This is a genomic window from Winogradskyella schleiferi (genome assembly GCF_013394655.1).
GTDB classification, from domain to species: Bacteria; Bacteroidota; Bacteroidia; order Flavobacteriales; family Flavobacteriaceae; genus Winogradskyella; species Winogradskyella schleiferi.
Genome location: NZ_CP053351.1, coordinates 276106 through 299176 on the forward strand (window position 1 = coordinate 276106; position 23071 = coordinate 299176).

Genomic DNA, 23071 nt, shown 5'->3' on the forward strand with positions numbered 1-23071 from the left:
ACTATAATTTTTCTAAAAAATCTGATTTACGTTGCCTTGCGACTGGGATTTTTTGATCGCTATCCATAATAACATATCCTTCGTTTTTTATGAAGGCTTTTATTTTATTAAGATTTATGATATACGAATTATGAATTCTAAAAAAGTAATGCTCGGGTAAAATGGCATCAACTTCTTTCAATTTTTTGGTCACAACAATTTTTTTATGATTTTGTAAAAAGAGTGTGCTGTAATTCCCATCAGATTCAATATAGACAATATCGTCTACATCAAGGAAAAGTAGCTTTCCATCAGTATTAATGGTAATCTTCTTTTTGTCGAATTGCGAATTAAAGTTGGTAAGCATGCGTTCCAGTTTCTGTGAGTTAACCGTACGTTCACTGAATTTCTTAATTTTAGCTATACTATCCTTTAAATCGTCTGAATCTATAGGCTTTAAGAGATAATCTATGGCTTCGTGTTTTAGGGCTTTAATGGCATACTCATCATAAGCAGTCGTAATTACAACTGCAAAATCAGTGTTATTTAATTGCTCTAAAAATTGAAAACCGCCAATGGTTGGCATTTGAACATCCAAGAACAGGCAATCTGGTGTATTGGAATTTAGAAATTTTAAAGCATCATCTGGGTTGGAAAATGAAGCCATTACTTCTATTTCTTGACTAAAATTGCTAAGCTCCCAAATGAGACTTTGGATGGCTTTTGGCTCATCGTCAACAATTACTGCTTTTAACATGCTTATTAATTAAGGAATATAAATATATGTATATAATAAATATTTTGGGCTCAAATATGTGTACAATGCATGGTTTTGTGTATAGAAGGCAAAAAAAATAATTTGTAAAACAAAATTTCCAATTATACACTTTTTATAACCAATTATACAATACCATATTGGAATCAAGTATTTTATATGGATATTTGAGTATAGAAATAAACCAAAAAAACAATGCAAATTGGGGGTTTGCTTTTTGGTCAATTGCTATTAATCAGCAAAGTTTAGGATTTTATAAAATTCTAACTTTTCATTTCAGTGTTAATTTGTAATAAGTAATTTTTTAGGCTACTTATTATTAATTTTAGTTAGTTATTAGGGAAAAAAGAGCGTTTTGTAAACGCTCTTTTTTGTTTTACAAGAAAGCCAACGCTACATTTAAAATCTTCAATAAAAACGCTTGCTGACCTTTGTTTTAACAAGACAAAGCCTACATAAAATATTTTCAAAAATAGATCTTAAGTAACTGTAAATGAGGTGTTTAAACTCATTTTCGTAAAACTAACCGTTTCATGGGTGTTACAAGGATTTGTTAAAAACTTGTTGACAATGTTTATAACATTGTCTTTCTTTTTACTCTATGTTTTTCAATCTTTGTTGGAGGCAAAATAAAATTGAATTTTTTGTTTTTTGATTCAAAAAAATATTCGAGATCAATTTTAATAATTTCGACTTTTTATTCCTGTTTAGGAAAAAAAATATAACACGATTTACGCATTTATTAATAAAACCTTAGGATGGTTTAGCATCGTTCTAATGACTTTTTAGTCTTAAAATTAAAAACCTATGGAGATTACGCAGATTATTAAAAGAGATTATGAAACCAGTCCCTTTATTTTAAATAAAATTTCTAACGCCATTGAAAAAGCAATGCTTTCTGTAGGAAATGGAACTAAGGAAGATGCCAATACAATCTCCGTAAACGTTTTACAGACCTTATTGGAAAGAAAAGGAAAGGATCATAAATATCTGCCTACTGTAGAAGAAGTGCAGGATCTTGTAGAGGAAAAATTAATGGAAAGTTCTTTCCATGGTGTCGCAAAAGCCTACATCTTATATAGAGACGAACAAGCAAGAAGCAGAAAAACAAACATTTTTGAAAAGCGAATTAACCTAAAACCTTACGAGTATCCTCAACTTAATGAATATGTGGATGCCATTAGACATTCGTACTGGATCCATTCTGAATTTAATTTTACAAGTGATATTCAGGATTTTAAAACAAGATTGACCGTTGTAGAGCAGAATGCCATTAAAAATACCATGCTTGCGATTTCGCAAATTGAAGTGGCCGTAAAATCATTTTGGGGAGATATTTACCATAAAATGCCTAAACCAGAAATAGGGTCTGTTGGCGCAACATTCGCAGAAAGTGAAGTGCGTCATCATGATGCTTACTCGCATTTGTTGGAAATTCTAGGTCTTAATAATGAATTTAAGCACTTAAAGAAAAAGCCGGTAATAATGAGACGTGTTCATTATTTGGAAACTGCTTTAAAAAACGCTAAAAGTGAGGATAACAAAGAGTACGCAGAATCTATTTTATTGTTTTCGCTTTTTATTGAGCATGTGTCTTTATTCTCCCAGTTTTTAATCATCATGGCATTCAACAAGCACAAGAATATGCTGAAAGGTGTTTCTAATGTGGTTGAAGCAACCTCGAAAGAAGAACAAATCCATGGCGATTTTGGAATTGATGTTATTAGAATTATAAAGGAAGAAAACCCAACCTGGTTCGATGAGGAGCACAGCTTGTTGGTTAAGGAATTATGTGAGGAAGCTTTTAAATCGGAAAGTAAGCTTATCGATTGGATTTTTGAAGCTGGAGAATTGGATTTCTTACCTAAGGATGTGATCAATGAATTTATAAAAAACAGATTCAATAATTCATTGGAAAGCATCGGTATCGATAAAGTATTTGAGGTCAACGATACCTTATTAGAACAGACCGAATGGTTTGATGACGAAATCATAGGAACAAAACATGGAGATTTCTTTGTGAAACGTTCCATTAATTATAGCAAAAGAACAAAAAGTATAACCAGCGACGACTTATTTTAAATTATGAACGACTACATTAATCCCAACCTTGAACAAAAACAAAATTTAGAAACCTCAAAAACATCCCAACACGATGAATTAATTAAAGCCAGAAAAGAAGCTATAAAAGAAGCCCAGTCAGAACCAGAAATTAAGTGGTTAACGGAGCATAGTCGTCAATTTTTAGCCTCTGGATATCTTACAGATGATACTACGCCTGAAGAACGCATCAGGGAAATTGCCAATAATGCCGAAAAAATATTGGGAATAGATGGTTTTGCTGATAAGTTTTATGGCTATATGGCAGAAGGCTATTTTTCATTAGCTTCGCCTGTTTGGTCTAACTTTGGAAAAAAACGTGGTTTACCTATTAGTTGTTTTGGGTCTCACATTTCTGATGATATGGGAGATATCCTATATACACAATCAGAAGTTGGAATGATGTCTAAATTAGGTGGCGGAACTTCTGGGTACTTTGGTAAACTTCGTCATAGAGGAGCACCAGTAAAGAACAATGGAGAATCTTCCGGAGCTGTACATATTATGCAATTGTTCGAAAAGATGGTTGATGTGGTAAGTCAAGGTTCGGTACGTCGTGGTCGTTTCTCTCCATATTTACCAATTGAGCACAATGATATTCATGAGTTTTTAGAAATAGGGACAGAAGGGAATCCAATTCAAGAGTTAACACATGGTGTTACCGTTGGTAATGAATGGATGCAAGAAATGATTGATGGTGATGCTGATAAAAGAGCCATTTGGGCAAAAGTTTTACAACGTAGAGGTGAAATAGGCTATCCATATATTTTCTTTAGGGATAATGCCAACAATAACGCACCAGAAGTATATAGAGAAAACAAACATGAAATTTACGCCAGTAATTTATGTTCTGAAATTATGTTGCCTACCAACGAAAAATGGTCGTTTGTATGTGTGTTGTCATCCATCAACTTATTGCATTACGATAAGTGGAAAGATACCGACGCTGTTGAAACTATGGTGTATTTCCTTGATGCGGTTTTGGAAGAATTTATCACGAAACTTGAAGTTTATAGAGATTCTGCAGATCGTGATGATAGACAAACCTTCATGTTTATGGAGAAAGCCTATAACTTCGCTAAAGAAAATAGAGCTTTAGGTTTAGGCGCCTTAGGATGGCACTCTTTATTGCAATCTAAAATGGTAAGTTTTGATAGTAAGGAAGCATTTGATCTGAATAGTGAAATATTTAAAACCATAAAGGATAAATCGGTTAAGGCTTCAGAGGAATTAGCAAAATTATTCGGAGAGCCAGAAGTATTAAAAGGTTACGGAAGACGTAATACTACCTTAAATGCTGTGGCACCAACAACGTCGTCAGCTTTTATTTTAGGACAAGTATCACAAGGTATTGAGCCAATTTGGTCCAACAGTTATGTGAAAGATATTGCAAAAATAAAAACAACGATTAAGAATCCGTTTTTAACAGCCCTTTTAGAAGACAAAGGAATGAACACAAGTGATGTTTGGAAAAGCATTAGAGATTATGATGGTTCAGTTCAACACTTAGAAGGTCTTACAGATCATGAAAAGGATGTGTTTAAAACCTATTCTGAAATCGATCAAATGACCATTATTTATCAAGCGGCGAATAGACAAAACCATATTGATCAAGCGCAGTCATTAAATATCATGGTGCATCCAGATATGCCAGTTAAAGACATCAATAAAATTTATGTTACAGCGTGGCAATTAGGTGTAAAATCGTTGTACTACCAGCACAGTATGAACGCTGCACAGAAGTTTAAGCAGAAGAAGGAATGTGCGAGTTGTGAGGGTTAAAATCCTATGCGCACAGGAAACTTATAAATTTTGATTTTAGTATATTCGAACTAAGATTTTAAAAAAAAAGCATCTATTTCACCTAAGAAATGGATGCTTTTTTATTTGTTAGATTTTGGCATGATCAATACTTGATCGATTGTGCAATACCTTTTTTTAAATAGGACTAATTTAAATTTTCAGGACCAAGCATAAAAAAAAGCACCCAATGCCGAATTCTACGGGAGGATGCTTTTTTTGTTAAGTTTAGATAGATTTGTGATTTACATAAAGTCTTATTCTGGTGCTTCCATCATTGCAAAGAACTTATCAATATTTGGCATTAAAATAATACGTGTTCTTCTGTTCTTAGCACGATTCTCCCAAGAGTCATTCTCTACTAAAGGCTGGTAGCTACTACGTCCAGAAGCTATTAATTGCTCTGGTGCAACGTTAAATTGATTTTGTAATTTTTTCACTACTGAAGTCGCACGTAATACGCTCAATTCCCAGTTGTCAGAAATCTTTTCAGTATTAATACTTCTAGAATCTGTATGGCCTTCTACCATAACGTCCAAGCTCGGCTCTGAATTAATAACGTCAGCCAATTTTTTTAATATTTTATCAGCTTTGTTTCCAACTCTATAGCTTGCTGTGCTAAATAGCATATCGTCATCAATAGAAATCATAACAACCGTTTCGTTAATGTCTACAACGATATCTTCATCTTCATTAAGATCACTCGTGTTTATAGCTTTGTTCAAATTGTACTGAACAGCTAAATTCATAGAATCTTTCAACGTTTTTGCGTTTGCTAATTTTTCAGGATCAACGTTTTGTAAAGTCGCACGCATGTTTTCCTTACTAGCCCCAGAGGCTACAGTGCCGTCTTCTGAAACTTGAAATTTGGCCTTGTTTTCTATAGTTAGGCCTTCGACGTCTTGGTTTAAAGATTGAATTTTAGAATTGTATTCATTGACGCGCGCTTCTATAACGGCGAATTTATTTTCTAACTCTTCTTTTTCTACTCTTGTTTTCGTAAGCTCACTTACAGTTTCACCATGTTGTTGCTCTAAAGCCACGTATTTTTTCTTAGACACACAAGAACTTATTAGAACTGCTGTTACTAATAGGATTGAAATTTTCTTCATTTTTTAGTTTTTAAAGATTAAGATTTAAAGTGATATATACGGTAAAAGTATAGAGTTGGACGTTTGAAAAGTATTTTATTTAATCATTTGTTTAACTCAAATAAGAATGCACAAGCGATTATTTTCATATTTTTAAGTAACAATTCAACAATGTTTGAGATTTAATATGAATTCTAAATTAACAGAAGTCGGGCTTGTTTTCTTTAAGCTGGGATGTTTCGCATTCGGTGGGACTGCGGCTCATATTGCCATGATGGAAGATGAAATTATTGAAAAAAGAAAATGGATGTCTAGAGACTATTTTCTGGATTTAATAGGTACCACAAATTTAATACCTGGACCAAATTCTACTGAAATGACCATGCATTGCGGATATTAATGTGCAGGTAAGTCTGGTTTATTCGTGGCAGGAATAGCCTTTATTTTTCCTGCGACCCTAATTACGGCATTATTAGCTTATCTGTATACAGAGTATGGCGAATTACCACAAGTGGAACCTTTTATATATGGCATAAAACCAGCAGTTTTAGCTATTATAGCATCTGCAATATTAAAACTTGGTAAAAAGGCCGTAAAAAGTACTGAGTTAATAATAATTGGTGTTTTGGTTTTAACTGTAAGTCTTTTAGGTGTCAATGAGGTCTTAGTATTGTTAAGTGCGGGTGTTTTGGGAGTTCCTTATTTTTATTTCAAATCTAAACTAGGAAATAATCTAAATTCAATAGCACCTTTTCTTTTATTAATCGGTGTAAATACAACTATTGCTGAGCTATCGACGTTAAAACTTTTTTTAATTTTCCTAAAAGTTGGAGCAATACTTTATGGTAGTGGTTATGTCCTGTTTGCATATTTGGATGCCGAATTGGTGACTCGTGGTTTATTGACCAGAGCAGAATTAATTGATGCTATTGCGATTGGGCAATTTACACCAGGACCAGTCTTGTCAACATCCACTTTTATAGGATATCAACTTTCTGGTTTCATGGGTGCTTTGATGGCAATAGTTGGGATTTTTTTACCATCCTTTTTATTTGTTTTAATATTGAATCCGTTTATTCCTAAAATGCGAAACTCTAAACTATTGCGCTACTTTTTAGATTCTGTCAATGTAGCTGCAGTGGCAGTAATGCTCGCTGTGCTCATAGTTATGGCTAAGGAAACATTAATAGAATGGCAAAGTATAAGTATTGCAATTATGGCCGCATATTTAACTTTTAAAACTAAAATCAGCACGATTTGGACTATAGTAATTGGTGCAATTTTCGGGTTTTTATTATTGACTATTATTTAGACTTTTTAGGAATAAAAAAAGCTTCAATTCTTTAAGAATCAAAGCTTTTTCAATATAATATATTCAATCCGAATTTACTTTGCCTCCTCAGTATTAATAGTTGCAGGTTCTACCGAACTATCGTGGGAGCTGTAATACTCTTCCAATAAATTCATAGTTGCTGTTAATAAATCTTTGGTCTCTAAAAGTAAACTAAAATAAAGGGTCGTATTTTTTGGGCTAGATTCTTCAGTTCGTGTTCTAGCGACTTGCTTCACAATTTTATCGGTCACTAAATCCAAAACAGCCTTTTTACGGGTTATGATAGATCCAATTTGTTCAAAAGAATGCGAGTCGAAAGCGGTTTTTGTATCATTAAAAAGTTTTTCTAAGGCATCGTCAACTTCTTTCAATTCTTTAATTTGACTGAATTTAAGTTTTTTATGATTGTTATTAATATGCTTGTGACTTACCTTGGAAATATATTCCAATGATTGCGTCATATCTTGCAAATACCCTAAAATATTGATATAAAAACTACTTGCTCTAACACTTGTTTCATCTAAATTTTTGATAAAGTAGAATATATTGTCTCGCAAACTATCCACTTCTTTAGAAAGTTTAGCGATTTGTTTACTATTCTTTTTCAGTAAGGCCAAATCTTGTTTTGCCAATCCGTTAACCGCATTGGTATAAATTTTATTTCCACGTTTCACAACGTTTGAAATATTGTCTGCACTTTCAAGAATAACACCTTGTACAGATCTACTTCCAGTTTCTTTAAGACTATCTTCTTCTGCAACTTTATTAGAAGAATCTTTGTGAGATTTGTAATTTCTATAAAGAAGAAAAGCTGTAATAAGCAATAAAATTGGTATCATTACAGAAGGATTCCAATTGATTAAAAACACAACAATACCAGATGCTATAAATGCTCCAAGCGCAGTGCCAAACCATCCGCCAATAACATTCAATACACCGGCAACTCTATAGACAGCACTTTCTCTTCCCCAAGCTCTATCTGCTAAGGACGTACCCATAGCCACCATGAATGTCACATAAGTGGTTGATAACGGTAATTTCATAGAAGTAGCAATGGCAATTAAAACACCAGCTACCATTAAGTTAACAGAAGCTCTAATCATATCAAATGCAGGTGCATCAATACTTTGATCTTTTGTTAATACAACGTTTGGTTTTTCAAAACTCTTATTGATTTTTTCTTGAGTTGAATTTGGAATTATAACGCCAAAATAATTTGATAATTGCGTTGTTCCTTTTACTATAGAACGCGAAAGACGATTAGGTTCAAACTTCTCGTGAGTTTCCCCTTGACGCGAAAGACTAATTTCAGTTTCAGCAACTGTCTTTGCTTTTTTAGATAGCCATAGTGTTAATACCATGATGGCTCCTGATATAAATAATAATAATGGTTCTGCAGGTACTTTTTCCTCTAAAACAGACATAGACATTGTAATATCCATACCTCCTGCAGTCCATGCTTCATATGAATGGTATGCAGCCATAGGGACTCCAATAAAGTTAACCAAATCGTTTCCTGAGAAAGCCAAAGCTAATCCAAATGTACCTGCTCCAATTACAAAGAGCAAGACCGTTTTTTTAGTCAACTTTTCAAATATGTAAGAGAAGATAATCCAAAATATAAGACTTCCAATGATAATATAGGTTTCGTTTCCTTCGACTGAAGCTGCCATTTCTTTATAATATGGCGTTCCTTTCAACCCTTTTAAAAAAATAAAATAGGTGATTGCTGTTAAAGCAAGGCCGCCAAAAATGACTCCAAAATTCTTAATTTTTTTCTCATAATTAAACGTGAAAATAAGTCTTGACACCCATTGTACAAGAGCACCTATCGTAAATGCAATTAAAACTGAAAGTAGAATACCACTTATGATTGTGAATGCTGTATCCGTAGCTATGTAATTACCAAGATCGGCAATGGTTTCTGTTTCTGAATGACTGATTTTTATAATAGACATTACAACTGCGGCACCTAAAAGGTTAAATACAATAGAAACTGTAGTCGATGTTGGCAATCCTAAAGTATTAAAGAAGTCAAGTAACAGAATATCGGTGATCATTACGGCCATAAAAATGAGCATAATTTCACCAAACTCAAATTGAGCTGGAACAAAAATACCTTTTCTGGCGACTTCCATCATTCCGCTCGAGAACACAGCGCCAATGAAAATACCTAAGCTTGCTACGATCATTATGGTTCGTAATGAAATAGCTTTAGAACCAATGGCAGAATTTAGGAAGTTAATAGCATCATTACTTACACCAACCACAATATCAGCAACCGCTAAAACAGTGATGGCAATTAACATTAATAAGTAAATATTATCCATAATTTTTAATTCAAATAAGTTTGCAAATATCTTTATACGATTCGATTATAACGTTATCTAATTGTTAATTTAGTTAGAAGTGAATGTCAAATCCTAATCTAAATCTAATACTATCCTCGTTTCCATCCAATGTGGTATAACTAAGATCAGTCTGAACTTTTAGTTTATGTCCAACGATGTATTTTGAAGCTCCTAACGTGTATTGATTTGTTGGCAACGCACCTGTTATATTTTCAAATTCCAATGTTGTAAAACGTGCTGCAATTTCGTAATTACTTTTAAATAAATAACCAGCTTGTAAGTTTAATGCATTTCCTGTTAAAACAATATAGTCTGGTCCTGGTTCGCCATCAATATCTATGGTAGTTCCATCTAATTCAGTAGCGATTTCATCATCGGCTGTACGTTTTGCATATTCTCCCATAAAAGAGAATCCACGATATTTAAACATGGCATCTGCGAAAATAGTTGTTTGATCTGTTTCGTATAATTTTAAAGGATCGTCTGAAATGATCATATAATCTCCCGCAAAACCGCGTTCTCTCACAGCATCTTGATTGTAATTGTAAGTAAAACCGACCATCAATTTTGGTGTGGCTTCTCGTTTTAAATCTGATTGACTATAATCGCCTTTTGATTGGAATTCACCAAATGGTAAAAACTCCAAACGCGCTGTATATTGTAAACCACCTTCATTCCCTTCGGTAACGTTACGACCTTCGCCTTGCGACACGGAAAATTTTTCACGCATTAAAAGTTTAGTTCCTAAATTGGTTTTATGGTGTAATTGAATACCTAAATCACGGTCAATATTAAAACGACTGTTTAATAATGAGCGATCTATTAATTGAAGGTTAGCCGATGATACAACACGTTCTACGTTACCTGGTAATTTGGTCTGACCTGCCCAAAGTTCCCAGTTACCTGAAAAATTCCACATTAATACGGCATCTAGAATATAACGTGGTGTATTTCGGTTAAAATCGTTAGCGCCAGCAAGATCTCTATTGGATAGGCCAAGTTCTATCTTATACTTTAATTTTGGATTATAAGCAAAACCGTCGAATTTTAAACGTGCTCTACGAACAATGAAGTTATGTTCTGGGCTTCCGTATTGATTTCCATCGTGATCCCAATTCGAAACTGAGCGTACTTGAAAACGTGGTGCAAACTTTATACTAAAGGAACTGTCTTTAGCGACAAAGTTAATAAGTCCTTTTCCAAATGACGTAACGCTAATTTCTTGAGCGTTTGTAGAAAAAATTGCACATAAGAAAATTACAAGTGTACAAATCTTAGTATTCATGTATGATGTATTAGTTTTTGTCGAGTGCAAATAACTAACTTTTATGTTAAGTGAATGTTTCCTAAGTATTAACTTTTAAAGGAATTTAAAAAAAAGGCTGCTTTTTTTAAAGCAGCCTCATTAGAAATCATAAGTATTCAGTCGACAAAAACCAATAAAATTTATGAAATACTAATTGTCTCGTTAAAAGACCTTACAAATATGAAAACTAAAAGTAATCTGAATGTAATGCTAACATTATCTAATTATTAAGTTTGAAAGATGGTGGCTTAAAAATAGATAAGTAGCTGTAAAACACTAGAATAAAGCTTCAATGTTAACTAAATGTTATGTAAACGTTGCTAAAATGTAAAATAAAAGTTATATTTGAATAACGATTTCTATATAAAACCCAAATAGATATGAAAAAGATAGCCATAATATTAGTCATGCTGTGTGTAGGATTTACATATGCACAAGATAACATACAACCAAAATTAGAAAAGAAAGGTGACGTCACAATGGCGACCTATTTTCATGATAATGGAGAAGTAGCCCAAACTGGTACATTTAATGCTGAAGGTAAATTACAAGGCGAATGGACAAGTTTCGATGCAGAAGGAAACAAAGTTGCCTTAGGAACTTACGACGCTGGTAAAAAAGTTGGTAAGTGGTTCTTTTGGGAAGATAATTCTTTGAAAGAAGTAGATTATGTAGATTCTAAAATCGTTACCGTAAACAAGTGGGATAACAAAACTACAGTTGCCATAAGCAATAGATAATAAAAGAATTTTTATAAAATTAAAAGGCTTTCTGATGATTCAGAAAGCCTTTTATTATTATAACAAATTTTCTCTTAAAATTTAAAAGAATAACCCAAAGATATTTCCGTTCCTGGATCTCGTAATGAGAATGTTTGATTGTCTGTATTATAGGATTCATATTCACTCAACCTTTCGCTTCCCAAAATATTAGTGACTTTTAAATCTATGGATGAGCGTTTGTTCTCGCCGAAGGACTTGTTAAGTGTAAAGTTTAAACTATTGAACGGTTGTGTATATACGTCTGGTACTTTTCCAATACCAACAACCTCTAAAGTTTTCCCTTGGATATTATAGAACAATCCGGTTTGAAACCCTAAATCAGAATTGTTGTAATCTAATCCAAAGTTGATCAGATAAGGTGCTTGGCCTTGTAAGTTTCTTTTATTGTCTATGGTTTCTCCATCTCGCGCATTGTCCTGTCTACTTCTGAATTCATCTTCTGACATATTCAATTCAGATTTAATTAAAGAGAAGTTAGCATTAAATTTTAAATTGTCTAAACCTTCAGAAATAAACCCTAAACGTTGTCTTAATTCAAATTCTACACCATATACATTTGCATTACCTAAATTTCCAACCGTTAATTGTGTGGTTGCTTCTTCGAAGAATGTCTGTTCAATCGGATCTGTAAAGTCTTTATAAAAACCACTAATAGCAAACATTTGTCCGTTGTCTCCATAGCGCTCATATCTTAAATCATAGTTATTGACATAAGTAGGAACAAGATTAATGTTACCAATGAATAAACGGTTAGTTATAGGATCAAAAATTTGAGAGACAGAAGCTTCTTTAAACGAAGGTCTTGCAGTTGTGCGTGAATACGATGCTCTAAGATTTGAGTTGTCATTAAGTGAATAAATAACATTTGCTGAAGGAAAGAAATCATATTCGTCTAAGATTAAATCCCTATCAAAGAAAATCGTGTTGTTGTCTCTTGTTCCAGTATAGTAAGAATTAAAAGACTCAGTTCTTAATCCTAAAACAGATTTAAGATTCTCGCTTAAATTAAATTCTGCTGAAAAATACGTTGCTGCAATATGCTGTTCACCTTCATAAGCATCAATAGGATTGAATGTATCGATAGAGATTAAGTGTGTGCCGACGTTGCTCGTAGGATTCCAAATATTGTCAGAGTCTAATAAATTATCAACATCACCATTCGCAATAAAAGACTGATCGCCTCTAATATTAAAAGTGTAATCATCAGTATTGAAGTCTCTAAATTTATAGGTATAAGCACCACCAAATTTAAGTTTTGCTGGTTTTCCAAAAAGCATAACCGTTTTATCTAAATCCACTTTTCCAGACCATGTTTCTTCTAATAAGTTTCTCCAAAGTTGAATAGGAAATGTCGCTGCGGAAGGTGATAAAAAAGAATCGCCATTGTCAGCTTGCTGCAAAGGCGTAATTCGGTGGCCTTTATCCATAACCTTGGAAAACGTTGGTGACAGTTTCCATTCTAAATTAAAGGCATTTTCGTCACTACTTAAACGGTGTTGACCTGAAACTAATACATTGGTAATGGAGCGTTCTGTATAAGTGATCGCGTTTTTTGTTAATGGTTCTAAAGCACCACCAGTACCATCTTGGGAAATGATTTGATCATAAAAGCCTGCTGTTGACTCACCATTCTGAATGTGAAGTAAATTCACTTTGAATTTTGAAGCATCGGTTTTATAGGTTAAGCCCAACATACCATTTAAAATTATATTATTTAGACCTTCAGAACCTTTTGAATCTAAAGCCGCTAACAAGTTGTTATCAGATTGATCCTGAGGGTTCTTTATGTAACCACCATCAATACGATTTTTATAAAATGTAGTTTCATTTTTGTAGGAAAACGAAGCTTGGTATCCCAATTTATCGTCTCCAACATCATATTGGTTTCCTAGAGTAAAACCAAAATCAAAGTTCATTCCACTTCGTTCTTGCTTCGCTGCTAGTTCCTTTGAAAATCTATCTGTTAATGTAGTTAACAATAGTCTATCTTCAGAAGTGCCAGGTATACGTTGGTATCTATTAATTGGTAAGTTACGAGTACCATCATCAAAACCAAAAAAATCAGTATCACTTCCTGTGGACGTTAAATACTGGTCGTTAAAGTGCATATCAGGATTATAGCCTGCTCCGAAAGATAGAGTATACTCTGGTCTAGTAGGAAAATCCTTGGTAACAATATTTACAATTCCACCAGTAAAATCGGCAGGATATTCAGCAGAGGCAGATTTCAAAACAATAACATTGTCTAAAATGTTAGTTGGAAATAAATCCATTTGTATAGTGTTTCGGTCTGGATCTAAACCCGGAATATCGATGCCATTTAAAATCGATTTGGTATAGCGATCGCCTAATCCACGAACATAAACATATTTACCACCTTGTATGGAAACTCCAGGAACACTTTTTACAGCGCTGGCCACATTACTTGCTCCAGTACTTTTAATAGCTTCTGCAGATAGACCATCCAAAACCACTACTGATTTTTTCTGTAAGTTTAAAACTGAATTTTCAGTATTGCGCTTCGAGGAAGTTGTTATAACAACAGTATCTAACGAATTTGTTTCTAACACAACATCTAAAGTTACGACATCATTGGATGTAATGACAACATCAGTGATTTCCTTTGTACTATAACCAACGAAAGAGAAGATTAATGTATAAGTGCCTTCTTCAAGCTCTAATTCATATTTTCCATCAAAATCAGAACTAACGCCTATGGTCGTTCCTTTTACTACGATGTTAGAAAAAGCCATTGGTTCATTAAACTCCCCATCGATAACAGTTCCTGCAACCTTTCCTTGTGCAAAGGAAAAATAGGTTATTAGAATGAAGACAAAAGTTAGAACGCTTTGTAATTTTTTCATATTTAAATTTGAATAACCCATCGCTTAAGACCTAAACGATGGGTTTGTATATTAAAAAGTATTTTTAGAAACCTAACCCAGCAGCTGTATTAGCATATGTCCAGCTTAAGTTTGAAGTTGTAGCTCCAACAGTTTGTGAGCCTTGTGTTACAGCAGTAGCAGTAGATCCAAAATCAGTTACGGTTACAGTTTCTGCTTTATTTGCAAAAATATCTGTCACGTTTGTAACACCAGTTGGTAAAACAATTTGCCATGTTCCAAAAGTTAACAATCCGTTATTGTAGTTAGTCGCAACGCCATCATTATCTAATTCTACATCCGCAGAATCTTTAAAGCCATAGGCATAAATATTAGAAGTGTTACCTTGGGCATTACTTCTATAATCAGCGTATTCACCATTAGCCGTAACGGTATTACCAATTATTGTAGCATTTATTAGTGTAAAAGCGCCAGAGCCAGTTCCTTCAGGACCATCGATTTCGAAAGCATGGTCAGAAACATCTCCCAAAATAACTACTGCATTATCAATTGTACCAGAGTAAGCTTGGTCAATATCCAAAGCATCATCACCCTGTCCCCAAACTAAAAGATTTGTTGCATTTACAGTACCTCCAAAGAATTCAACACCGTCATCAACATTAGCAACCACTTCAATATTGTCAATTAAAGTTCCATTACCAACGCCTCCAAGGGTTAAACCATTGATTTCGTTTCCTTCTCCAATTAATGCACCACCATGACGAATAGAGATGTATCTTAAAACGCCAGAGCTATCCTCAGGTTCAGTACCGCCATATTGACCAAATGTATCATCAGCAGGAATGCCTTCTATTTGCGCTGTTTCAATATCACCAGAAAAAGAACATGGTGCATTACCTAAAACAATTAATCCGCCCCAAAGACCTCTATCATCTTCGTCTAAATTGGTACCTGCGTTTTGGCCGCAAGTAATATCATCACTCGTAGAAGTAAAGATTATTGGTTGTTCTGCTGTGCCTTGTGCATTTAGTGTTCCTCCTTTTGCAATAATGAGTGCAGAGGCTAAAGAACCTGTACCGGCAGAGCCTTTAATTATGGTACCAGGATTGATGGTTAAAGTAACCCCATCTGGTACTACTACTTTTTGGTTTAATTGGTATATATTGTCTGGTGTCCATATGGTTCCTTCAGAAATAAATCCTGTTACAGCTACAATTGGGCAATCCTCTTCACCACCACCAGAATTGTTGTTATAAATATTGGTAATTTCTTCGATAATAATAGGTGTATCATCATCCTTAAAACAGCTGGTGAAAACAAGTGTAGAAGCTACTATTGCGATTAAAATAAATTTTTTCATGAGTTGAGTTTTAATATACAGTTTGATTTTTTTTTGTATTACGCTGCAAAGAAACTGTGATAACTTTTTAAACAGGTTATATGAAAATTAAGTGTTTGTGATGAAAAGGTTAGTTTAGTGTTAGCTCAGTATTAACCAATTTATATTGACGAAACATTAAGGTAACATTGAGATTTGGAACATCTAACTAAGCCTTTTATAACTGATTCTCTTTCAATTTATATATCTTGCATCTTCTAAGAATTTAACTATGAACTGGGAACAATTACTCTCACTAAAACGCTTTGGCGACACCAATAAAAGACTGAGAAAGGAACAAGACGAAACACGTTTGGGCTTTGAAGTCGATTACGATCGAATCATATTCTCTTCTGAGTTTAGAGGCCTTCAAGATAAAACCCAAGTAGTGCCTTTGTCTAAAACCGATTTTGTACACACGCGCCTAACCCACAGTTTGGAAGTGAGTGTCGTTGGTCGTTCTTTAGGAAGAAAAGTAGGACAGTTATTGCTGAAAAAACATCCGCATTTAGAAAATGTCCACGGTTATAGAATGAATGATTTCGGAGCGATTGTCGCTGCTGCTGCATTGGCCCATGATATAGGGAATCCGCCTTTTGGCCATTCTGGAGAAAAAGCCATCGGAGCTTATTTTAAAGAGGGCAAAGGTGCCGAATTCAAGAAGCACTTAACCAAAAAGGAATATCAAGATTTATGCGATTTTGAAGGCAATGCTAATGGTTTTAAAATTTTGACAGAAAGTAGAGCAGGCAGAGAAGGCGGCTTAAGGTTGAGTTATGCGACATTGGGAGCGTTTACTAAATATCCGAAAGAATCCTTACCGACAAGACCAACCAACCATATTGTAGATAAAAAATATGGCTTTTTTCAAAGTGAAAAACAAATGTTTGAAGAGGTCGCGACAGAATTGGGCTTAATAAAAAGACATGAGGATGATCTCAGTTACCAAAGACACCCATTAGCCTTTTTAGTGGAAGCGGCAGATGATATTTGTTATACCATTATAGATTTTGAAGACGGCATTAATTTAGGATTGATACAAGAAGAATATGCTTTGGAATATTTAATCAACTTAGTGCGAGGTAAAATTATTACCAAAAATTACAATGCGTTAAACACAACTGAAGATCGTATTAGCTATCTACGTGCACTTGCTATTGGAACGTTAATTGATGAAGCTGCGTCGTTATTTATGACACATGAAGACGCCATTTTAGAAGGCAAATTTGAAACGGCTTTGTTAGAGGTTAGTCAGTATAAAGCGCAAATAACAGATATTATCAATCTGAGTATAAAAAATGTTTACCGTTCTAAAGAAGTCATTAATAAGGAAATTGCTGGTTATGAAATTTTGAATCAACTATTAAGGGCGTTCGGTAAAATGGCCTACCATTATTTTGAAGATACCATGTCTAGTTACGATAAATTATTGCTCAATAGTCTTCCGGAAACCGTAAAACTTTGCAATGATTCGTTATATCAAAACCTATTAGCTGTATGTCTCTATATTTCCAAATTATCAGATACCAATGCTATGTTATTGCATAAGAAATTACAAGGTCAGATTTTATAAACGATGCATTTCATCGAATAAATTTGTTTTTTAGCGATAATTGTGTTTTATTTATCTTATAATCAGCCCTCAGTAAAATACCTACTTATGAAAAACAATATACTTGGAGGTCTAGTCATTTTCTTGGTCGTAGTGACTTGCCTATTGATGTTAGATGATATTACAAACACAAACGAAGAGCAATCGGCTTACGAGAATGTTCAGGTTGAAAACGTTGAAAATCAGACGGATTTAGCTATTGTTGAGAACGAAGAATAAATCATCAATTCGCTTTTTTATGGATAATGTATCCAATTGTTGCAGATGCTGTAATTGGTTAACTGATCCATGCTCAATAAATTTATCTTCAATACCTAAAGTTATTATGGATTGCGCATAGTTATGGGCATTTGCAAACGCTAAGATTGATGATGCGAAGCCACCGATTATAGTACCATCTTCAATAGTTATAATGGCTTTGTAAGAGGAAAATACCTCATGCAATAATGCTTCATCTAAGGGTTTTACGAATTGCATATCGTAGCACCCTACAGCATCTTTTTGATCCAAAGAATCAATCGCATCGCTAACGTTTTTCAATAGTGTACCTATAGAAAGGATCGCGATTTCAGTACCTTTTTTAATGCAATGCCCTTTTCCTATATCAATGGTTTCATAAGGCATTTTCCAATCCAATAAATGACCTCGCCCTCTTGGGTAACGGATCGCAATTGGAAAATCAATGCCTAATTGAACCGTGTACATTATATTCCGAAGTGCAATGGCATTACTCGGCGCAAAAATCACTAAATTGGGAACGCAATTAAGATACGCCAAATCAAAAACGCCATGATGAGTAGCGCCATCTTCGCCAACCAATCCTGCTCTGTCTAAACAAAAAATTACCGGTAAATTCTGTAAAGCCACATCGTGGATCACTTGATCATAAGCACGCTGTAAAAATGTAGAATAGATATTGCAAAACGGAATCATACCTTGGGTTGCCATGCCTGCAGCCAATGTAACAGCATGTTGCTCAGCAATGCCAACATCGAAAGCACGCTCTGGCATCACTTCCATCATATATTTTAAGGAACTTCCAGTTGGCATTGCCGGCGTGATTCCTATGATTCTTTCATTTTTTAAAGCCAATTCCACTATGGTTTCACCAAATACATCTTGAAATTTTGGTGGCTGGTTGGTGCCAGATTTTATTGGTATTTCGCCAGTATTTGCATCAAATTTACCAGGTGCATGATATTTTACTTGGTCTAATTCTGCTTGTTTCAAACCCTTACCTTTTGTGGTAATAATGTGCAAAAACTTTGGACCTTTTACGGTTTTTAGGCGTTTTAATTCTGACAATAATAACGGTAAATCATGACCATCAATTGGGCCAGAATAATTAAAATTCAGAGCTTCAAAAATATTATCTTGTTTTTCAGTCCCTTTTTTTACGTTGGTCAAATATTGTTTTAACGCTCCAACGCTTGGGTCAATACCAATGGCATTGTCATTCAGGATCACCAATAAATTAGCCTCCGTAACGCCTGCATGATTTAAACCTTCAAAAGCCATTCCGCTAGCAATGGAAGCATCACCAATCACAGCAATATGGTGTTTGTCCTGGCCTTTAAGTTGTGATGCGATTGCCATTCCTAAAGCTGCAGAAATTGAGGTGGATGAATGGCCGACTCCAAAGGCATCATACTCACTTTCACTTCGTTTTGGAAATCCACTAATACCATGGAGCTGTCGATTGGTTTCAAATATGTCCTTACGACCAGTAAGTATTTTATGACCATAGGCTTGGTGGCCAACATCCCAAATTAATTCATCTTTAGGCGTATTGAAAACATAGTGCAAAGCAATAGTCAACTCTACAACACCAAGACTTGCGCCTAAATGTCCTTCTTTTGTGGCAACTATATTAATGATAAAATGACGTAATTCTTGGGCAAGTTGAGGTAAGTCTTCTGGTTTTAGTTGACGTAGATCTTTTGGAAGGTTGATATGTTTTAGAAGTGTTTCTTTCACTTTGTAAAAATACAGGATTTTATTAGTCTTCGATTAAAAATGTAATTGGTAAAGTATAAATAGCAGCTACATTTTTCATGCCTTGTTTTGCAGGTTTAAATTGTGGCAATAGATTAATCACTCTAATTGCTTCATTTTCTAATTCTATATTGGAGGATTTTCTTATTTTAATATCTTTTACATAGCCATTTTCATCGATTTTAAACTGAGTAAAAAAACGTTGTTTACCTTTTAAGCCAAGTTTTTTTGCAACTTCAATATTAAAATTATCCGTAACGATTTTTGAAATGTGACTAGATAAATATTCTTTTTTTTCTGATCTAGATAATGAATCTGGTGTATTTATGAATTCTGCAACTTCTTGGATTACATGTCCAAAAACTATTTCTTCCGTAGGCTTATTTCTATGCTCATCCACTAAGGTCGAATCTAAGGGTTTAATATTTGAAGCGTTAACTTCAATAATATCACCTGTTATATGAGAAACTGGAATTTCATGAATCTTAATGGATTTTTGTGGATTTGGAATGGTCATGGTTTTAGTAGAATCAATCATAATTTTTGACGCTGTAATTTTTGGAAGCTGATTGGACTTGACTTTATGAGTAGAAGTAACTTCAACAGCATCAATTTTCTTAGTATTACCATTTTGGTCAGAACAATTTAATAGTGAAGTTCCCATAACTATCAGCAATACTAAAAGAAATAACTTATGAAAACTTGTTTCTTGCTGAATGATGTGTTGAGGTATTTCAATTCGAATTTGTTCTAATTGTGAGACCTTAAATCGACCACATATTTTTTTTCGATTATTAGCAACTAAATAGGCCTCAATGGTTTGTTGTGGCATTTGTGTAAAATCAATGACTGACTTTGAGCACGATTGACAAAAGCGACCTTTTTCATTCGGAGTCATTTTGATCCAGTCTTCATGGCATGGATTTGGAATTGAGATGGAGAAATAGGATTTCATGATTAATAGCTTTGTTTTTAGACCTCAAATTTCTTGCCGCAATGTTTTGTAATAATTTTGAAATCGTATTTTTACAACCATGATAAACCCGTTTGACGATACTTATTTTATGAAAAAAGCACTCCAGGAAGCAGAAGTAGCTTTTGAAAAAGGTGAAATTCCTGTTGGAGCAGTAATTGTTGTAGAAAATAGAATTATTGCCAGAACACACAACCTTACGGAATTACTTAACGATGTCACTGCACATGCAGAAATGCAAGCCATCACCTCTGCAGCCAATTTTTTGGGAGGGAAATATTTGAATAAATGCACCTTATACGTCACTTTAGAGCCTTGTCAAATGTGTGCTGGAGCTTTGTATTGGAGTCAGATTTCGAAGATAGTTTATGGCGCTTCAGATACGCAAAGAGGATTTAAAACCATGGGCACTAAATTGCATCCTAAAACCGAAGTTGTAAATGGAGTTTTAGCAGCGGAAGCTTCGGCACTACTTAAACGCTTCTTTATTGAAAAGCGTAATTTGAATTGAGATCATCTCAAATTTCTTAGAGGGACTGGTTTTTATTTTTTTTTAAGCCAAATTTTGCTGCAAGAAGATGAAAAGACAACATAATATTTACTTTATGTAGAAAAGCAAAAGGGGATATGAGTTATTATAGGGTTTTATTGCGTTTAAACGAAAAGAAAAAACCGAGACTGTGACAATATGAAAAAAAATTATACTTTTGGCATTCTTGTTTCGTTATATTTGGAGCAAAGATAAAAGACCCTTTTGCAAATGAAAAAACTAATCCTCTTATCTCTTGTTTTTCTTACGGTATTCAGTTGTGGCGATGAAGTGCAATTTAATTCTCCTGCGTTTCAAGGCACGCTTAACAATCAGCCATGGAGAGCTCAAGCATTTTCTGCAAGTATAGACGACTCTGGTTTTTTAACTATAACGGGAATAAATAATGCTCAAACCTTAGAGCTGTTTTTACCTTCCGCAACCGTTGGTGTCTATAATTTAGGTGATGTAGAATCTATGGAAGCAAGATTTACAGGAGCTGATGGTACGGTCTACTCTACAAATAATCCTAATGGATCATTATATCCTGACTATGGAGAAATAAGACTTAACGAAATTATAGATAATACATTTACTGGGACCTTTCGTTTTAATGCTTACAGTGCATCTGGTAATGTTATTAATTTTACAGGAACAACTAATGAAGGTACAGAACTGAATCCTATTTATGGAGGCATATTTTATAAAGTGCCTTTGTTTTCTGGTGCTATTCCAGCAAACCCTATAGTATGTGACGATGTGGAAATACTTGCTGAAGAAGCGTTAGTGGTTTACCAAGCTACATTTTCTACAAGTTTAGAGTTTATAAATAGAGCAGCTTATGAAGCTGCTTGTAGTAATTACATAGCCGCATTGAATACACAGCGCAATTATTGCGGAGATGTTGAAGGCGTTATACAAACCTCGATAGATGATTTAAATGCTTGTGCGTTTCCTTGTGAGTATGCCACAGAAAATGCGGTTGAAGCGGAATCGCAATTAACTAATGCAACCATTGGGAATTACAATGAAAAATGTGCGCAATATTTACTTTATTTACAAGAACAAATTCAGATTTGCGGTGATGAAGATGGAAGTATTCAAATGGAAATCAATACCTTAGACTGCGCGGATGATGATGATGACGGCGTGCCTAATGTTTTTGAAGATTTCAATGGTGATGGCGATAAAACTAACGACGATACGGATAGTGATGGTATTGCCAATTATTTGGATAATGATGATGATGGCGATGGTATATTAACACAATTTGAAGCTGTCGATGAAGATGGTAACCCAGTAGACACGGATGGCGATTTGGATGTTGACTATTTAGATAATGACGATGATGGTGATGGTATTTTGACAATAAACGAAAATGCCGATCCAAATGGAGACGGGAATCCGGATGATGCTGTTGATACGGATGGCGATGGCGTTCCAGATTATTTACAGGCATAAAAAATTTCAAATTTTATAGATAAAGCGCTACTTATATTCTGAGTAGCGCTTTTTTTGTTAAATACTGGTAAGACTTTGTTAAAGATGTTAATTTGTTCGATTTTTCCTACTATGAACGGTATATTGAGGTCAGTTGTGAAACAGTAGGCAACTTAAAAGAAATTATTGAAATCTTAAATGAACGAGACAAAATGAAGTATACAGAAGAAATTTCAAATAAATTAAATGAGCTATTAATCAAAAATTACGATGCTGAAAAAGGGTATCTAAATGCTATTGATAATGTCGAAAGTAAAAATCTTAAAATGTTTTTTAAAAGAAGAGCTTCTGAACGAAGCGAATTTGCTAAAGAACTAAGAACTGAAATCTTACAATATGGAGAAATCCCAGAAGATTCAGGAAGCTTTAAAGGCACAATGCATAGAAATTGGATGAGTTTAAAATCAACTTTTAGTTCTAATAATGAAGAGGCGATTTTAGAGGAAGCCATAAGAGGTGAAGAGGAAAGTTTAGAAGTCTATAATGATTTAATTAAAGAGCGGAACTTACCACCAAGTATAGATAGCCTATTGATAAAGCATAAAAATGCTATACAAGCGGCAATCAATACTGAGAAAGTACACGAAGAATTAGTATCGTAATTATTATACTAGAGTAATTAAGAAAAGTCAGTCTATTTAGGCTGGCTTTTTTTATGTTCAAAACTCTTCACAACTTCATTTCTAAAAAGTACAAATTCTACGTAATTTTATAAGCTATTTTA

At 34.2% G+C, this 23071-nt stretch carries 16 protein-coding genes and 1 pseudogene; 9 read left to right on the top strand and 8 right to left on the bottom strand.

Features of this window, described 5'->3' with window-relative positions; translation table 11 throughout:
- Window position 1: 1 nt before the first annotated feature.
- Window positions 2-736 carry a LytR/AlgR family response regulator transcription factor gene (locus HM990_RS01295; protein WP_178987201.1) on the bottom strand — a complete coding sequence of 245 codons (735 nt, stop codon included), beginning with the start codon at window positions 734-736 and terminating at the stop codon, window positions 2-4.
- 825 nt (window positions 737-1561) lie between these two features.
- Between HM990_RS01295 and HM990_RS01300 the strand changes: the two genes are divergently transcribed.
- Both HM990_RS01300 and HM990_RS01305 read left to right on the top strand, forming a co-directional pair.
- Entirely contained in the window at window positions 1562-2836 is a 1275-nt protein-coding gene (locus HM990_RS01300; protein WP_178987202.1) for a ribonucleotide-diphosphate reductase subunit beta, read from the top strand.
- Between the two features lie 3 nt (window positions 2837-2839).
- Complete coding sequence (locus tag HM990_RS01305; protein ID WP_178987203.1) at window positions 2840-4636, top strand: ribonucleoside-diphosphate reductase subunit alpha; 1797 nt, start codon at window positions 2840-2842, stop codon at window positions 4634-4636.
- A 275-nt stretch (window positions 4637-4911) separates the two neighbouring features.
- Here HM990_RS01305 and HM990_RS01310 read toward each other — a convergent pair whose 3' ends face one another.
- Window positions 4912-5766 (bottom strand): OmpA/MotB family protein, encoded by an 855-nt coding sequence (locus tag HM990_RS01310; protein WP_178987204.1) that lies wholly within the window; start codon window positions 5764-5766, stop codon window positions 4912-4914.
- Between the two features lie 166 nt (window positions 5767-5932).
- On the opposite strand from HM990_RS01310, the pseudogene chrA reads away from it, so the two are divergent.
- A pseudogene (gene chrA, locus HM990_RS01315) lies at window positions 5933-7057 on the top strand (chromate efflux transporter).
- A gap of 74 nt (window positions 7058-7131) precedes the next feature.
- On the opposite strand, the gene HM990_RS01320 reads toward chrA, so the two are convergent.
- On the bottom strand, window positions 7132-9408 hold the full coding sequence (locus HM990_RS01320; RefSeq protein ID WP_178987205.1) for an inorganic phosphate transporter: 2277 nt from the start codon (window positions 9406-9408) through the stop codon (window positions 7132-7134).
- Window positions 9409-9481: 73 nt separating this feature from the next.
- On the bottom strand, window positions 9482-10714 hold the full coding sequence (locus HM990_RS01325; RefSeq protein WP_178987206.1) for a porin: 1233 nt from the start codon (window positions 10712-10714) through the stop codon (window positions 9482-9484).
- Between the two features lie 401 nt (window positions 10715-11115).
- Between HM990_RS01325 and HM990_RS01330 the strand changes: the two genes are divergently transcribed.
- Entirely contained in the window at window positions 11116-11475 is a 360-nt protein-coding gene (locus tag HM990_RS01330) for a toxin-antitoxin system YwqK family antitoxin (protein WP_178987207.1), read from the top strand.
- Window positions 11476-11549: 74 nt separating this feature from the next.
- Here HM990_RS01330 and HM990_RS01335 read toward each other — a convergent pair whose 3' ends face one another.
- Both HM990_RS01335 and HM990_RS01340 read right to left on the bottom strand, forming a co-directional pair.
- The gene (locus HM990_RS01335) at window positions 11550-14381 is read right to left on the bottom strand and encodes a TonB-dependent receptor (RefSeq protein WP_178987208.1); all 2832 of its coding nucleotides are present in this window, start codon (window positions 14379-14381) and stop codon (window positions 11550-11552) included.
- A gap of 64 nt (window positions 14382-14445) precedes the next feature.
- The gene (locus HM990_RS01340; protein ID WP_178987209.1) at window positions 14446-15720 is read right to left on the bottom strand and encodes a hypothetical protein; all 1275 of its coding nucleotides are present in this window, start codon (window positions 15718-15720) and stop codon (window positions 14446-14448) included.
- 250 nt (window positions 15721-15970) lie between these two features.
- Here HM990_RS01340 and HM990_RS01345 point away from each other — a divergent pair, with 250 nt between their 5' ends.
- A complete protein-coding gene (locus HM990_RS01345; protein WP_178987210.1) occupies window positions 15971-17311 on the top strand; it encodes a deoxyguanosinetriphosphate triphosphohydrolase in 1341 nt (446 codons plus the stop codon).
- Window positions 17312-17398: 87 nt separating this feature from the next.
- Window positions 17399-17569 carry a hypothetical protein gene (locus tag HM990_RS01350; protein ID WP_178987211.1) on the top strand — a complete coding sequence of 57 codons (171 nt, stop codon included), beginning with the start codon at window positions 17399-17401 and terminating at the stop codon, window positions 17567-17569.
- Here the strand turns inward: HM990_RS01350 and HM990_RS01355 are convergent.
- Together HM990_RS01355 and HM990_RS01360 are read right to left on the bottom strand one after the other, a co-directional pair.
- Window positions 17543-19327, bottom strand: coding sequence for a 1-deoxy-D-xylulose-5-phosphate synthase (locus HM990_RS01355; protein ID WP_178987212.1), 1785 nt, complete (start codon window positions 19325-19327; stop codon window positions 17543-17545). The two genes, HM990_RS01350 and HM990_RS01355, sit on opposite strands and share 27 nt — an antisense overlap.
- A gap of 22 nt (window positions 19328-19349) precedes the next feature.
- Window positions 19350-20300: an energy transducer TonB gene (locus HM990_RS01360; protein ID WP_178987213.1), complete on the bottom strand. Its 951-nt coding sequence runs from the start codon at window positions 20298-20300 to the stop codon at window positions 19350-19352.
- Between the two features lie 79 nt (window positions 20301-20379).
- On the opposite strand from HM990_RS01360, the gene HM990_RS01365 reads away from it, so the two are divergent.
- From HM990_RS01365 to HM990_RS01375, 3 genes are all read left to right on the top strand, one after another.
- Window positions 20380-20829 carry a nucleoside deaminase gene (locus HM990_RS01365; RefSeq protein WP_178987214.1) on the top strand — a complete coding sequence of 150 codons (450 nt, stop codon included), beginning with the start codon at window positions 20380-20382 and terminating at the stop codon, window positions 20827-20829.
- Between the two features lie 249 nt (window positions 20830-21078).
- Window positions 21079-22308, top strand: a complete 1230-nt coding sequence (locus HM990_RS01370; protein WP_178987215.1) for a DUF6252 family protein — start codon at window positions 21079-21081, stop codon at window positions 22306-22308.
- A gap of 191 nt (window positions 22309-22499) precedes the next feature.
- The gene (locus HM990_RS01375; RefSeq protein ID WP_178987216.1) at window positions 22500-22949 is read left to right on the top strand and encodes a ferritin-like domain-containing protein; all 450 of its coding nucleotides are present in this window, start codon (window positions 22500-22502) and stop codon (window positions 22947-22949) included.
- Window positions 22950-23071: the final 122 nt, after the last annotated feature.

Excerpts from the sequence above, each read along its gene's own strand:
- HM990_RS01340 (WP_178987209.1), bottom strand. The coding sequence starts at position 15,720 with ATGAAAAAATTTATTTTAATCGCAATAGTAGCTTCTACACTTGTTTTC.
- HM990_RS01305 (WP_178987203.1), top strand. The coding sequence starts at position 2,840 with ATGAACGACTACATTAATCCCAACCTTGAACAAAAACAAAATTTAGAA.
- HM990_RS01310 (WP_178987204.1), bottom strand. The coding sequence starts at position 5,766 with ATGAAGAAAATTTCAATCCTATTAGTAACAGCAGTTCTAATAAGTTCT.
- HM990_RS01300 (WP_178987202.1), top strand. The coding sequence starts at position 1,562 with ATGGAGATTACGCAGATTATTAAAAGAGATTATGAAACCAGTCCCTTT.
- HM990_RS01325 (WP_178987206.1), bottom strand. The coding sequence starts at position 10,714 with ATGAATACTAAGATTTGTACACTTGTAATTTTCTTATGTGCAATTTTT.
- HM990_RS01335 (WP_178987208.1), bottom strand. The coding sequence starts at position 14,381 with ATGAAAAAATTACAAAGCGTTCTAACTTTTGTCTTCATTCTAATAACC.
- HM990_RS01330 (WP_178987207.1), top strand. The coding sequence starts at position 11,116 with ATGAAAAAGATAGCCATAATATTAGTCATGCTGTGTGTAGGATTTACA.
- HM990_RS01295 (WP_178987201.1), bottom strand. The coding sequence starts at position 736 with ATGTTAAAAGCAGTAATTGTTGACGATGAGCCAAAAGCCATCCAAAGT.
- HM990_RS01375 (WP_178987216.1), top strand. The coding sequence starts at position 22,500 with ATGAAGTATACAGAAGAAATTTCAAATAAATTAAATGAGCTATTAATC.
- HM990_RS01350 (WP_178987211.1), top strand. The coding sequence starts at position 17,399 with ATGAAAAACAATATACTTGGAGGTCTAGTCATTTTCTTGGTCGTAGTG.
- HM990_RS01365 (WP_178987214.1), top strand. The coding sequence starts at position 20,380 with ATGATAAACCCGTTTGACGATACTTATTTTATGAAAAAAGCACTCCAG.
- HM990_RS01370 (WP_178987215.1), top strand. The coding sequence starts at position 21,079 with ATGAAAAAACTAATCCTCTTATCTCTTGTTTTTCTTACGGTATTCAGT.
- HM990_RS01345 (WP_178987210.1), top strand. The coding sequence starts at position 15,971 with ATGAACTGGGAACAATTACTCTCACTAAAACGCTTTGGCGACACCAAT.
- HM990_RS01320 (WP_178987205.1), bottom strand. The coding sequence starts at position 9,408 with ATGGATAATATTTACTTATTAATGTTAATTGCCATCACTGTTTTAGCG.
- HM990_RS01360 (WP_178987213.1), bottom strand. The coding sequence starts at position 20,300 with ATGAAATCCTATTTCTCCATCTCAATTCCAAATCCATGCCATGAAGAC.